General features: G+C 59.7%; 10 protein-coding genes. 3 read left to right on the top strand and 7 right to left on the bottom strand.

The window, feature by feature from the left end; genetic code table 11:
* Positions 1-19: 19 nt before the first annotated feature.
* Positions 20-1,600, bottom strand: coding sequence for a peptide ABC transporter substrate-binding protein (locus tag AC1DF8_RS03850; protein ID WP_112543495.1), 1,581 nt, complete (start codon positions 1,598-1,600; stop codon positions 20-22).
* Between the two features lie 275 nt (positions 1,601-1,875).
* Here AC1DF8_RS03850 and bglA point away from each other — a divergent pair, with 275 nt between their 5' ends.
* Positions 1,876-3,525: a beta-galactosidase BglA gene (gene bglA, locus AC1DF8_RS03845; protein ID WP_477995012.1), complete on the top strand. Its 1,650-nt coding sequence runs from the start codon at positions 1,876-1,878 to the stop codon at positions 3,523-3,525.
* Here bglA and ade read toward each other — a convergent pair.
* Entirely contained in the window at positions 3,518-5,215 is a 1,698-nt protein-coding gene (ade, locus tag AC1DF8_RS03840) for an adenine deaminase (protein WP_477995011.1), read from the bottom strand. The genes bglA and ade overlap by 8 nt on opposite strands.
* Positions 5,216-5,332: 117 nt before the next feature.
* A complete protein-coding gene (locus tag AC1DF8_RS03835) occupies positions 5,333-6,436 on the bottom strand; it encodes a branched-chain amino acid ABC transporter substrate-binding protein (protein ID WP_112543498.1) in 1,104 nt (367 codons plus the stop codon).
* A gap of 607 nt (positions 6,437-7,043) precedes the next feature.
* Here AC1DF8_RS03835 and AC1DF8_RS03830 point away from each other — a divergent pair.
* Positions 7,044-7,955, top strand: a complete 912-nt coding sequence (locus AC1DF8_RS03830; protein ID WP_112543499.1) for an HD-GYP domain-containing protein — start codon at positions 7,044-7,046, stop codon at positions 7,953-7,955.
* A 96-nt stretch (positions 7,956-8,051) separates the two neighbouring features.
* Here AC1DF8_RS03830 and AC1DF8_RS03825 read toward each other — a convergent pair whose 3' ends face one another.
* Positions 8,052-9,110, bottom strand: coding sequence for an alpha/beta hydrolase family protein (locus tag AC1DF8_RS03825; protein WP_477995010.1), 1,059 nt, complete (start codon positions 9,108-9,110; stop codon positions 8,052-8,054).
* Between the two features lie 140 nt (positions 9,111-9,250).
* Complete coding sequence (gene aptA, locus AC1DF8_RS03820; RefSeq protein ID WP_112972169.1) at positions 9,251-10,579, bottom strand: omega-aminotransferase AptA; 1,329 nt, start codon at positions 10,577-10,579, stop codon at positions 9,251-9,253.
* A gap of 248 nt (positions 10,580-10,827) precedes the next feature.
* Between aptA and AC1DF8_RS03815 the strand changes: the two genes are divergently transcribed.
* Positions 10,828-12,801 carry a PhoX family protein gene (locus tag AC1DF8_RS03815; RefSeq protein WP_477995009.1) on the top strand — a complete coding sequence of 658 codons (1,974 nt, stop codon included), beginning with the start codon at positions 10,828-10,830 and terminating at the stop codon, positions 12,799-12,801.
* 144 nt (positions 12,802-12,945) lie between these two features.
* Here the strand turns inward: AC1DF8_RS03815 and AC1DF8_RS03810 are convergent, their stop codons facing one another.
* Positions 12,946-13,263: an ArsR/SmtB family transcription factor gene (locus AC1DF8_RS03810; protein WP_007824533.1), complete on the bottom strand. Its 318-nt coding sequence runs from the start codon at positions 13,261-13,263 to the stop codon at positions 12,946-12,948.
* Between the two features lie 116 nt (positions 13,264-13,379).
* On the bottom strand, positions 13,380-14,129 hold the full coding sequence (locus AC1DF8_RS03805; RefSeq protein ID WP_477995067.1) for a HugZ family pyridoxamine 5'-phosphate oxidase: 750 nt from the start codon (positions 14,127-14,129) through the stop codon (positions 13,380-13,382).
* Positions 14,130-14,231: the final 102 nt, after the last annotated feature.

The following is a 14,231-nucleotide window of genomic DNA, read 5'->3' as shown; positions in this document are numbered from 1 at the left end:
CGGGAAGAGCCTTTCATCCTTATTCCTTGATGGACAGCCAGCGCGTGCGGTGGATGTCCTGAACGTTGTCGACGAAGCCCTCGATCTTGGGCGAGACGACGTTCTTGGAGACGTAGTAATAGATCGGAAGTGCTGCGGAATCGTCCAGCGCGAGCTGTTCGGCCTTCTTGAAGATCTCGGCGCGCTTCGTCAGATCGGTCTGAGCGTTGCCGTCCTTGATCAGCTTGTCATAGTCGGCATTCGACCAGCGACCGTAGTTCATCTGAACGCCGGTGACGAGCAGGTTCAGGAAGTTGTCCGGATCGTTGTAGTCGGCGAGCCAGCCGGCACGGCCGATCTGCACTTCACCACGCTGCAGCTGATCGTAGTGGACCTTCGTTTCAGCATTGACGAGCTCGACATTGACGCCAAGCGGCTTCCACATGGAGGCGATCGCGACGGCAATGCGCTTGTGGTTGTCGTTGGTGTTGTACTTGAGCTCGGTGGTCAGCGGGTGATCCGGGCCGAAGCCTGCTTCCTTCAGCAGCTTCTTGGCTTCTTCGACCTTGTCCTTGTAGGAAAGATCCTTCCAGGAGACATAGGCGGGCTCACCGTAGTTTGCCGTGCCCGGCGGGACCCAGGAGTAAGCCGGCAGTTCGCCGGTGCCGAGGATCTGCGGGCCGATGACTTCGCGGTTGATCGCCATGGACAGAGCCTGGCGGACGCGCTTGTCGTTGAAGGGCGGCTTGGTCGAGTTGATGACGTAGTAGTAAAGGCCGGAGAAGGGAGCGACATGCGCCTGGCCCGGCAGGTTCTTCTTCATCCACTCATACTGGTCGGTCGGGAAGTCGGTGAGAATATCGAATTCGCCGGCGCGGTAGCGCTTCAGAGCGGCTTCCTGATCTTCAAGCACGAAGAACTTCGCGCCGTCGATCTTGATATCCTTGGCACCGTAATACTGGTCGTTCTTGACGGTCGTGACGTGCGAACCGGGGACCCATTCGGTCGGCTTGTACGGACCGTTGGTGACGATGTTGCCAATCTTGACCCAGTCCTGACCCTTGGCCTCGACGACATGCTTCGGCAGCGGATAGGCCGTGTAGTGCATCAGGGCGTTGATGAAGTAGGGGGTCGGGTTCTCGAGGGTGATCTCGAGCGTCTTGTCGTCGATCGCCTTGACGCCGAGTTCGTTGAGATCGGTGATTTCGCCCTTGTTGATCTTTTCCGCGTTCTTGATGGTGAACTGCAGATAGGCGTAGTCGGCCGCGTTCTTCGGGTCGATGAGGCGCTGGAAGGCGAAGACGAAATCGCCTGCCGTTACCGGCTGGCCATCGGACCACTTGATGCCGTCACGCAGCTTGAAAGTGTAGACTTTGCCATCGGGGGAAATGGTCCAGCTTTCGGCCTGGCCGGGAACCGGGTTGTCCTTGGCGTCTTCAGTGACAAGGCCTTCGAAAATGTCGCCGGCAATACGGTTTTCCCAGTCGCCGGAGAGCTTTTGCGGATCCAGCGAGGTGGGGTCGCCACCATTATGGATATTCAGTGTGGCCGCATGGGCCGAAAATGCGAGCAATGAGCCAACCATTGCAGACGCGAGAAATTTTTTCGTGAAAAAGGACATGGAGGGTCCACCTTTCTAGGCTTTTCGCCTTTTCTTTGGTCATTTGTTCCCGGTTTGACCTGTTACGTGCAGGTCAACGGCACCTTAACGCAAAGGTTTGGCGTTGCAACCCCTAAACCAGTGGGTAGCATTCGGGTGTGGACAAGCTTATAAGCGTCTCCCTTTTGTCCGATCGCGACTAGCTGATCTTTGCTCGAGAATGGGCCATTGAGCTGTTGTTTTTTGCTTCGCCGCCATTAGTCTTGCGGGCGAAATGAAGCAGGAGACGGCGGCTCATGGCGTTGCAGACAGGCGGGAATGCGGATTGGTGGCGCGGCGCGGTGATCTATCAGGTCTATCCGCGCTCGTTTCAGGATACGAATGGTGACGGGCTCGGCGATCTCAAGGGGATAACCCGGCGCCTCTCCCATATCGCAAGCCTCGGCGTCGATGCGATCTGGCTCTCCCCTTTCTTCAAGTCGCCGATGGCCGACATGGGCTATGACGTCTCCGACTATTGCGATGTCGATCCGATTTTCGGCACGCTCGACGATTTCGACGCAATGATGTCGGAAGCCCACAGGCTCGGCATAAAAGTCATCATCGACCAGGTGATTTCCCATACGTCCGACCGGCATCCATGGTTCGTGGAAAGCCGCTCCAGCCGCACGAATGACAAGGCGGACTGGTATGTCTGGGCCGATCCCAAGCCGGACGGGACGGCGCCGAACAACTGGCTGTCGATCTTCGGCGGGCCGGGATGGGAATGGGATGGCGTGCGCCGGCAATATTACCAGCACAACTTCCTGACCTCGCAGCCGGACCTGAATTTCCACAGCAAGCCGGTTCAGGACGCACTGCTGAAGACGGTAAAGTTCTGGCTCGACCGCGGCGTCGACGGTTTCCGCCTCGACACGGTGAACTATTATTTCTGCGACAAGCTGCTCCGGGACAATCCGCCGCATGTTCCGGATCCGGACCAGGCCGGTCTCGATGCGCCCGACAGCAATCCCTATGGTATGCAGAACCACCTCTACGATAAGACGCAGCCGGAAAACCTCGAATTCCTCAAACGCTTCCGGGCCCTTCTCAATCAATACGAGGGACGCACGACGGTAGGTGAAGTGGGCGATGGGGCACGCTCATTGAAGACCGTTGCTGCCTACACGACCGGCGGCGACAAGCTGCATATGTGCTACACTTTCGATCTGCTCGGCCCCGAATTTACCGCCACGCATGTCCGAAGCTGCGTCGAGACCTTCCAGCGCATGGTGAAAGATGGTTGGGTCTGCTGGGCTTTCTCCAATCACGACGTCAACCGCCATGTCAGCCGCTTCGCGCTAACGGAAGAGGAACGGCCCGTCATCGCCAAGCTGGCGATTTCGGTGCTGGCAGCGCTTCGCGGTTCGATCTGCCTCTATCAGGGCGAGGAGCTAGGGCTGCCGGAGGCAGAGCTTGCCTTCGAAGACCTGCGCGACCCCTATGGCATTCGCTTCTGGCCGGCTTTCAAGGGCCGTGACGGATGCCGTACGCCGATGCCATGGGAAGCCGGCAAAGCGCATGCCGGTTTTACCAGCGCCGAGAAGAGCTGGCTGCCGGTGCCCTATGAACAGGCGGCGCTTTCCGTGGACACCCAGGAAAACGATGACAGCTCCGTGCTGCATCATTACCGGCGTACGCTCGAATTCCGGAAGAGCTATCCGGTGCTGATCGACGGCAGCATGGAATTCGTTGGCAGCAATCAGGACCTGCTCGCCTTCATCAGGGAGAAGGGAGACGAGAAACTGCTCTTCGTCTTCAACCTGACGCGTGAGGCCGCGGAGTTTCAGCTTCCTGCCGGCACGGTGCTGGGCGCTCCATTGCCCATGCCCGGGTTCAAAGCCACCGCCAGCGCCAAGACAGTGCAGCTCAAGGCGCTTGACGCCTTCTGCGCTCGTATCAGCTGATCAGCGCGAAGCGATCGACGTCCACCATCCCCTTGTCCGAGATCTTCAGATGCGGGATCACGGGCAGGGGCAGAAAGGCGACCTGCAGGAAGGGTTCCTCCAGGGTCGTGCCCAGGGCATAGGCTGCCTTGCGCAGATCATGCAGCGTGTCGCGCACGGTTTCATAGGGGTCCAGGCTCATCAGGCCGGCGACGGGGAGCGCAATCTCACCCGTGACCTTGCCGTCTTCGACGACGACGAAGCCACCCTTGATCTCGCCCAGACGATTGGCCGCAAGCGCCATGTCGTCCTCGTTGACGCCGACGACGCAAATATTGTGGCTGTCATGGCCGACCGTCGAGGCGATGGCGCCCTTCTTCAATCCGAATCCCTGAACGAAGCCGTTGGCGTGATTACCGTTTTTGCCGTGACGCTCGATGACGGCGACCTTGATGATGTCGTTGCCGAGATCGACGGTCGTCTGATTGCCTCTGGCCGGCAGGCGGTAGCGGCGATGCTCGGTGATGATCTTGCCGGGCATGACGCCGATGACGGGCGTTTCTCCCTCCGAAACAGGCACGCCGAAATGGGCTGCATTGACGGGGCGAGCCTTGACGCTGTCGAGGCCAACGGGCGACACGGACTTGCGGGTGGCAAAAAGCGTATCGGTGACGTGACGGCCGGCCGAGAAGACCATTTCCGCCCGACAATTCTCCAGGCTGTCGATGACGACGAGATCGGCTCTCCAGCCGGGCGCGACGAGGCCACGGTCGCGCAGGCCGAAGGCGCGGGCAGCCGAGATCGAGGCGGCGCGGTAGACAGCGAGCGGCTCGACACCATGGGTGATCGCCGTGCGGATCATGTAGTCGAGATGGCCCTGCTCGGCGATATCGAGCGGATTGCGGTCATCGGTGCAGAGCGCAAGGTAGGGCGAGAGGCGCTCGGTGATGATGGGCATCAGGGCGTGAAGATCCTTCGAGACGGAGCCTTCGCGGACGAGGATGTGCATGCCCTTGCGGATTTTCTCCAGGGCTTCGGCCGCGCTCGTGCATTCGTGCTCGGTGCGGATGCCTGTCGAGAGATAACCGTTCAGATCATTGCCTGAGAGCAGTGGCGCATGGCCGTCGATATGCCCGCCCTGGAAAGCATCGAGCTTCGCCATGCAGACGGGATCCTTATGGATCACGCCCGGGAAATTCATGAATTCGGCAAGCCCGATGACCTTGGGATGGTCGCGGTAGGGCAGGAGGCTTTCGACCGGCAGGTCGGCGCCTGATGTCTCCAGATGGGTAGCCGGCACGCAGGAGGACAGCTGGACGCGGATATCCATGATCGTTTCCAGCGCCGAAGCGAGGAAGAATTCGATGCCTTCCTTGCCGAGCACATTGGCGATCTCGTGGGGGTCGCAGATCACGGTCGTGACGCCATAGGGCAGGACGCAGCGGTCGAATTCGTGCGGCGTGACGAGAGAGGATTCGATATGCAGATGCGTATCGATGAAGCCGGGAACGATGATCTTGCCGGAAATGTCGATCTCGGTTTGGCCGCTGTAGTTGCCACAGGTGCCGACGATGCGGTCGCCGCCGATGGCAATGTCCGACTGGACGAGTTCGCCGGTTACTAGATCGAAGAAGCGTCCGCCTTTCAGCACGATGTCGGCCGGCACCCGACCCACACCCTGATCAATAAGACGTTCGAGTTTGGCGGTCATGACTACCCTCGCGATGCAATCGATTCCGCGAGTTATAGCGCATCTGCTTGTGGATTCGATGCCCGCAAACGAAACCGGGCGCCATTGGCGCCCGGTCGCATGTTCCATTCGTTCCGATTACTCGGCAGCAACGATCTTGCCGCCTTCCCACTTGTAGAGCGAGAAGCTCTGCGAGGAAAGGTCGCCGGTCTCGCCATAGGTGAGCTTGCCAATCGCCGTCGGGATCTGCTCGCCGCCCTTCAAGGCAGTAGCAACGGCTTCTGCATCTTCGGCGCTGCCGGCCTTCTCGATACCGGCCTTCAGGACTTCAACGGCAGCATAGGCGTTGAGTGTGAAGGCTTCGGCCGGGATCTTCTTGGCGGCGAGCGCATCGGCCGCAGCCTTGGAGTCCGGGCTCTTGGTGGCGTCGGAGGCATTGGTGAACAGCGTGCCAGCTGCCGCATCGGTGCCGATCGTCCAGAATTCCGTGTTGGAAAGGCCGTCGCCGCCGATGATCTGGGCATTGACCGAAAGGTCATGCAGCTGACGGGCAAGCAAGCCACCTTCCGGGTGGTAGCCGCCGAAATAGATGAGATCGACCTTCTCAGCCTTGACGCGGGTGGTCAGCGCGGAGAAGTCCTTGTCGCCGGGCGTGATGGAGTCGTTGATGACTTCGGTGATGCCACCAGCGTTCAGCGTTGCCTTGAAGGCGTCGGCGAGACCCTTACCGTAAGCGCCCTTGTCGTTGATGATGGCGACGCGCTTGTCCTTGAAATGTTCGAGAACGTATTTGGCGGCGACTTCGGCCTGCTGGTCGTCCCGGCCGCAGGTGCGCAGAACATTGGTCAGGCCGCGCTTGGTGAGGTCAGGCGCCGTGGCGGTCGGGGTGACCATCAGCACGCCGTTTTCGGCCAGAACGTCAGAAACCGGGATGGCAACTCCCGAGGTGACCGGGCCGACGACGAAGCGGATGCCTTCGCCGACAACCTTGTTCGCAGCAGAAACGCCCTGCTTCGGCTCACCGGCATCGTCAGCGAGTTCGAGCACGACCTTCTCGCCGAGAATGCCGCCGCTCTTGTTGATTTCATCGACGGCGGTCTGCGCGCCGTTCTTTACCTGGTCGCCATAGGCTGCCACCGGACCGGTCAGCGGCGCGATGAGGCCGATGACGATATCCGCATGCGCGAGCGGGGCAAATGCCAGCGAGGCGACCAGCGTCGCCGTCAGAGTCTTCAGGGTCATGTTCTGTCTCCTTGGGTAGGGTCGTCTTCGACCACCGGTTGCTTGTCGCGCAGGCCATTCTTTTGTCAGCGATCCCGTTAGGAGCGTGCCAAGGACAAGGAAAAGCTGCACGATCAATGAGCCCCGCGGCCATATTTGGCTCGCCCGGCGCATGGCAAGATTTCTAGAAATTTCGGTGAGATTCCGCAAGATGATAACAAGATCGGGGCCGATTTCGCCAAATCTGAAAAGATTGCGCCCGATTTTTTGATTTTTCAGTCCATTTCCCGCAATTTTCGGTCTGTCCTGCCCGGCTGATCGGCAGATCACGGCACCCCTGTCAGGGCAATCTCAATCCGCAATTGTCAGAGTTGGGTTCTTCCGGCCCGATACGTTCAGTCGTGCGGACTTGTAGGGCGAAGCTGTCCTCAACGGAGCATATCGGCGGCTGAGGATAAGCCCATATCTGGCAATGGCGCCGCTGATCACTGTTTTTGCTTTGCTGTTTTAGCGAGTTAACAATTGATTCTGAGAATCCGAGTATAACTACTATTCCCTAGTATATTGTTGCGGTGCAATAAAATATTCGATTTGTCGATTCAGACATATAGCGGGAACAGATATCTGAATGCTCAAGCGTATTGAAGCTAGGCAAGTGCGGACCGGAATGTTTATCGAGATGGTCGAGGGTGTCTGGGACCATCCTCTTCTATCCCGGCGACGGTTCTTACTGCGGCGTGAGAGCGATACGCTGAAGCTCAATGAATGTGCGGATGCAGGTGTCGTGATCAACACCACCAAGGGCATCGATGTCGGAGGTACCTCCCGCAAGATCGAGATCGACATCAAGGCGGCGCGCGAGACCATTCAGAAATCCGTGGAAGTGCTGGAAAATGTCTTCGGCCGGCTGCGGGGCGGAGATGCGATCTCCGTCGACCAGGTCGAGCCGGTAATTTCCTCTGTTTCCAAATCGATGGATGACCATCCTGCCGTCTTCATCAGCGTTACCCGGCTGAAATCCAAGGATGAAGTCACCTTTCTGCATTCCCTTTCGGTCAGTGCCCTGATGATCCTTTTCAGCCGCCACCTCGGGCTAGATGAGGAAGTGGTGCAGGCGCTCGGCACGGCGGGGCTGTTGCACGATGTCGGCAAGCTCGAAATTCCGCTCGAAGTGCTCAACAAGGAGGGGCGCCTGAACGAAGACGAGATGCAACTGATCCGCGATCATCCGGAAAAGGGGCATGCGATCCTGGCGCGTCAGGAGGGCATGTCGGAAATTGTTCTCGACGTCTGCCTCAATCATCATGAACGGATCGACGGCAAGGGTTATCCGCGCAAGCTGTCCCATGGCGAAATCAGCCTTCACGCACGCCTTGCGGCGATTTGCGATGTCTATGACGCGGTCACTTCGGCACGCCCCTACAAGTCAGCGTGGAGCGCGAAAGAGGCGCTGACCTGGATGCTGGCCAACGAAGGGCATTTCGATCGCCGGCTCGTCAAAAAGTTTGCCCTCTGCCTTTCGGTCGCCTCCGTCTCCTGAACGTATCCGTTTCGAGACGCAGGCCCGCGGATCTGATCCGCGGCCTGCGTCTTCGTCATTCACGGCTCTCTGAGGCGCGAGGATGAGGGGCCTTGTCTACTGATCGGCGAGCGCGGTTCTCAGGAAATCCGTAACCATGCCGGAAACCTGCCGGTGAATGGCAGCGCGATCGGCGCCGGCACCATCCCGGCAGACGATGCTCTCGCCGGGCGCCTCCTCCTCGATCAGTTCGGCGGCGCCAGGTTTGCATGTCTGCATGAAGCTGAAATGCAGCGATCCGGGGATCAGGCTGTAGGTAGTGGTTGCTGGCGGCAGATAGCGGGCAATATAGCCGGAATCCTTGTTCGTGGCTGCGATGTCCGCCTTGATTGCCGTCTCCGCATCGACGTCCGCCTGAGCACCCAGCACCATGACGGGGATGTGGATTGCCGCAAGGCTCTCCGGCATCAGCCCGCGGCCGGGGCCGAGGTCGAGTGCCACGACGGCGCGGATTCTCGCATCGCTGTGATCGGCGGCCAGTGCCGCACTGGAGGCGGCATCGCGCCCGATGCCCAGCGCCACGAATATCTTGCAATAGATCGGGCTGAATTCAGCCGCGCAATTCCTCGTTACCCTGGCCGCATCGAAGCGTCCGCCCGCCAGTTCGACGACCGTCCAGCCGCCGAGTGAATGGCCGATGGCGGCAATCCGACCGGATGCCACGCCGCCCGTCAGATCGGGATTGCCGAGCAGAGCATCGATCACGCGGCTGAGGTCGCCGGGGCGTTTCCACAGTTCGACGGCGTCGGGTTTTCGCATGTCGAATGTCGTCGTACCCGGATGATCGGGCGCGGCAACGACATAGCCTGCGTCAACGAGGTCGGCGGCAAGCCAGGCGAGGTTGCGCCAGCTGCCGCCGTAACCATGGGAGAGGACGACCAGCGGATGCGGGCCGGTCATGGGTGCGGCATCCCGGATCACGGGCTGACCGATAAAGGCCGGGGTTTCGCCGAGAAGAACCGGCGCGGCGTCGGATGCGGTTGGATACCAGATGCTGACATGAACAGGGCTATCGCTATTCTTGCCGGCCAGGGTGATTTCACGAAAACCGGTTCCGGCGTGTGCTGCAGGTGCCAGCAGCAGGGCGAGGGAGAGAAGGAAGACGAGTCTTTGCATGGGATCTCCATTGGGGTGATTTGCCCTGTCTGCAGGAAATCCGTCACACCGGAGACCGATTACGCGATCGAGGTCGCCGACATCAAAAAGAAAGGGCGAGGCCGGAGCCTCGCCCTTGAATTCATCCGGGATGATTGCGCTCAGATGTTGTTCTGCAGGATCGTGCGCAGTTTGCCGAAGAGCTCGTCGATGTGCTTCTTCTCGATGATCAGCGGCGGCGAGAGCGCGATAATGTCGCCTGTCGTGCGGATCAGCAGACCGCTTTCATAGGCCTTGAGGAAGGCCGTGAAGGCGCGCTTGGTTGGCTCGCCGGCAATCGGGTCGAGCTCGATGGCGCCGATGAGACCCGTATTTCTGATGTCGATGACGTTGGGGCAATCCTTCAGCGAATGCAGCGCATCGGCCCAATAGTCGGCGAGCTCGGCTGCGCGTGTCAGCAGGCCTTCTTCCTTGTAGGTGTCGAGCGTTGCAAGGGCTGCGGCCGAAGCGATCGGGTTACCCGAATAGGTATAACCGTGGAAGAACTCGATCATGTGCTCGGGGCCATTCATGAAGGCATCGTGGATTTCCGAGGTCACGAAGACGGCGCCCATCGGGATGACGCCGTTGGTCAGGCCCTTGGCGGCGGTGATCATGTCGGGCTTCACGTCGTAATACTGGGCAGCGAAGGGAGCACCGAGGCGGCCGAAGCCGGTGATGACTTCGTCGAAGATCAGCAGGATGCCGTGCTTAGTGCAGATTTCGCGCAGTTTCTGCAGGTAACCCTTCGGCGGAATGAGCACGCCGGTAGAGCCGGCGACCGGCTCGACGATGACGGCGGCGACCGTCGAGGCGTCATGCAGGGTGACGATGCGCTCGAGTTCGGTGGCGAGATCGCCGCCAATTTCAGGCTCGCCGCGGGTGAAGTTGTTCTTGCCGGGCAGGTGGGTGTGCGGCATGTGGTCGACGCCGGTCAAAAGCGTGCCGAACATCTTGCGGTTGGTGACGATGCCGCCGACGGAGATACCGCCGAAATTGACGCCGTGATAGCCGCGCTCGCGGCCGATCAGGCGGAAGCGTGAGCCATTGCCCTTCACGCGGTGATAGGCAAGCGCCACCTTGAGCGCCGTTTCCACCGATTCAGAACCGGAATTGGTGTAGAGGACGTGATCCAATCCCTCGGGGGCGATGTCGACCAAGCGGTTGGCGAGTTCAAAGGCCTTGGGGTGACCGAGCTGGAAAGCGGGGGCGTAATCGAGTTCGCCCGCCTGCTCGCGGATCGCTTCGGTGATCTTCGGGCGGCAGTGTCCGGCATTCACGCACCAGAGGCCAGCCGTACCGTCCAGCACCTGACGGCCGTCATGGGTCTGGTAGTACATATCCTTCGCGCTCACGAAAAGGCGCGGTTCCTTCTTGAACTGGCGGTTCGCGGTAAAGGGCATCCAAAAGGCGCGAAGGTCGTTTGGCGTTGCATTCAGGCGGTTGGACATGCTGTTCTCCTGGCCGTTGGGGAGGCCGTTCCCGTTTTAGGCTTGGCGCCGTTTATTTTTACTGCCCGGTCAAATTATCAGCGCCGGGCAAGGCGTCAAGCCGAAGAAGCGCCGCCAAATGCCGTTCCCGAGACGCTTGAGGCGTCATCAATCCTTCGCTGGGCATTGCTACAGAAATCGATGGCCGCAATGGCCAAGGGCATTTCATTCATTTCCTTGAAATTCAACCGTTTTTACCGGAGGTAGTCATGACGGACCGCCAGAAAACCAGGCCGCGCCCCAATCCGCGGCGTGCATTTGCGCCGAGCTACGGCACCATTCTCGAAGAAGGCGTTCGTCGCCGTACCATTCTGAAAGGCTTCATCGCAGCCATGGGCGCGGCTGCTTTTGCGCCGGCTTTCGAAGCTACCAAGGCAGAAGCCGCCGAGTCGACGCTCACTTTCCCAGAACTGAAGCGCGTGCGCGACACCGCCGACCACTGGCCTGAAGGCTATGAGCGCCAGATCCTGGTGCGCTGGGGCGACGCGCTCTTTGCCGACAGCCCGGAATTCGACGTGGCCAAGCTCAACGGCAAGGCCGCCGAACGCCAGTTCGGCTACAATAACGACTTCACGCAGTTCCTGCCATTGCCCTGGGGCGAGAAGAGCTCGGACCACGGCCTGATGGTCGTCAGCCACGAATATGCGACGCCCTTCCTGATGTTCCCGGGCCTGACGGCGGAGAATTATCGCGAGAAGCTGACCGAGGACCAGATCCGTGCGGTCATGGCCGCTGTCGGCGTCTCCGTCTTTGAGGTGCGCAAGGACGGCAATCAGTGGCAGGTGGTCAAGGACGGCAAATATAATCGCCGCATCCACATGAGCACGGAAATCGGCATTTCCGGCCCGGCTGCCGGTGATGACCGCCTCAAGACCAAGGCCGATCCGACCGGCACGGTCGTCTTCGGCACGATCTCGAACTGCAATGGCGGCATCACGCCCTGGGGCACGATGCTCTCAGGTGAAGAAGGCGCAATGGACGTCTTTGCCGGCGACTATAAAAAGCTCCCGAACCAGGAACTGGTCGAGCGACAGGGCTGGGACGAGGACGAGAACGACATCTATTCCGTCAGCCGCGTCGAACCGCGCTTCAAGTTCGAGGAAGAGCCGAACGAATGGATGCGTTTCGACTGGGTCGTCGAAATCGATCCCTTCGATCCCTCGGCAAAGCCGGTCAAGCGTACATCGCTCGGCCGCATGACACATGAAGGCGCACAGTGTTGCGTGGCGCCGGATGGCCGCGTCGTGGTCTTCATGGGCGATGATGACGATTTCGAATATATCTATCGCTTCGTCACCCGCGATCCGTGGAACCCTGACGATCGTGCCGCCAACAAGGACCTGCTCGACCACGGCACGCTGTCGGTCGCCAAGTTCGAGAGCGACGGCACGATGCGCTGGATCCCGCTCGTTGCCGGCGAAGGCCCGCTAACGGCGGAAGCCGGTTTCAAGACGCAGGCCGATGTGGTCCTCGCAACGCGCGCTGCGGCCGATCTCGTCAGTGCGACACCGATGGACGGCCCGGAAGGTTTCATCCCGCATCTCGGCACCGGCAAGCTCTATGTTGCCATGACCGAGAATGAGGACCGCCTGCCGAAAGGCCAGGGTGACGACGAGAAGGAACAGGTCAACGTTGCCAATCCGCGTGGCCCCAATCCGCATGGGCATCTGCTGGAACTGGTAACCCCCGGCGGTCCGGACAAGCCTGATTACGCAGCCGAGAGCTTCAAATGGGACGTCTTCGTCCTTTGCGGGGATCCGGCAAAGCCCGAAGACCAGGCGATGTTCCATCCGGCGACCACTTCGGCCGGATGGTTTACTGATCCTGATAATCTTGCCGTCGATCCGGCAGGCCGTCTTTGGGTGACGACCGACGGTCCGCCGCCGGAAGGCATCGCCGATTCCGTCTATGTGATGGATACAGAAGGTCCGGGCCGCGCGCTGCCGAAGCTCATCTATATCGCGCCCGTCGGTTCGGAGACCTGTTCTCCGACCTTCACCTCTGATGGTTCCAGCGTCTTCCTCTCGGTCCAGCATCCGGGCGAATTGCGCATGGCCGACAACGAGGATGCGACTTCGATGGAAGATGCCGGCACCAGCTGGCCGGACTTCAAGCCGGGCGTACCGGCCCGTCCGTCGCTTGTCGTGCTGACGCGCAGCAAGAACGGAGTGGTGGGCAGCTAAGCCCGCTTCTCCAACCAAACAAGGCCGGCAATTCTTGCGAATTGCCGGCCTCTAAGGCTTCACGTGCTGAAAAATAGCATAAGCAGCGTCCGCGGAAACATCTCCTGGAACGTTGCTCAGACTGACATCATGTCAGCGCTAACATCAGGCTGCAGACCTGCTCCGGTTCTGAGCCACGTAGATATCCTCGAGTGTTGCAAGGATCTTCATGACCGGCTCGGAATTGCTGGAATAGTAGATCGTCTGTGCATCACGACGGGTCTTGACCAGCTTCTGAGCGCGCAATTTCGACAGATGCTGGGAGAGGGCCGACTGGCTCAGGCCAACCTGGGTAGCGAGAACGCCGACAGGCACTTCTCCCTTTACCAGGCTGGTGAGGATCAGCAAACGCTTGGGGTTGGCCATGGCCGATAATAAAGCTGCCGCCACATTGGTGTGCTCGGCCAAATCAGAGGTTTCCATATTTTCTTCTTCCTAATGCGAAACGTACATCATCCGTACAGGCACAGGCCGTCAGACGGTTCTTTGACTGACGGCGAAAACTAGCAATTGGGTTTGAAGATTGTATATACCTAAATTTAAGGTATCAGGTATGCTATTTTAGATATGTTTGAACAAATGTGATCCAAATCCTCAGCGGGTATATCGAACTCGCAACGCAACAATAAGTCACCTGAAATCATATCAAAACCGGCGGAATCGACACCGCTTATGCGCCAGAGACCGGCCTCCGGGGCCTTTAGCCTCAATGCCAGCGCTGACATCAGGTCCGGATGGCGCGCTATTAAATCTTGCACTGCGGCGTCAGCTTTTTCCGCGATGTCATCATTTGCCGCGGAGGGAATCACGAGATCACTTCCGTCCAAAATGTATGCACGACCGAAGCCGCCATTGAGGCTCGCCGATTGCGGGACAAGGCGGAAGAAGCAGAAATCCGGGAAGTCGATATAGAGGTTCGCCTTTGGGTGACGTGCGAGAAAGCGGGTGCGAATGCGCGCATGAAGGAGCGTATCCCGCTCCACCCGTTCCGCACGGCACTGGGTCGTCAACCGCGCATGGGCAAGCGGATCGCCCTTGCCGGGCTCGCCGGTCAGCAGCGAGGCTCTGGTATCGGCGGCAAGTGCTTTCGTGTGGGTCGAGAGCGCGGAAACGAGAATGACCGGAACGCCGTCTATGTCGGTGCCGAGGAGAACCCGGCTTGCGAAGGGAAAGCCGGTTTCAGGATCGAGAACGGCGAGGGCCGCATAGCGGGCAGAGCGCAAGAGGGTGCGCGCCAGCTTACGGGCCTCGTCGTCGGTTTCGCGAAGCGTTGAGGATGGCTCTTTCATATCCGCGTTGTCGCAAAGCGGAGTGGAAGGATCAAGTCTAAAGCGTGGCTCGATCTCCGAGATTTGCTCGCCGCGCTTCAGTGCTTTGTTTTCGGTGCCGTA

Source organism: Rhizobium sp. 05N49 (genome assembly GCF_056396805.1).
Note: the sequence above shows the minus strand (reverse complement) of the source record. Positions and strands in the feature narration are given on the sequence as shown.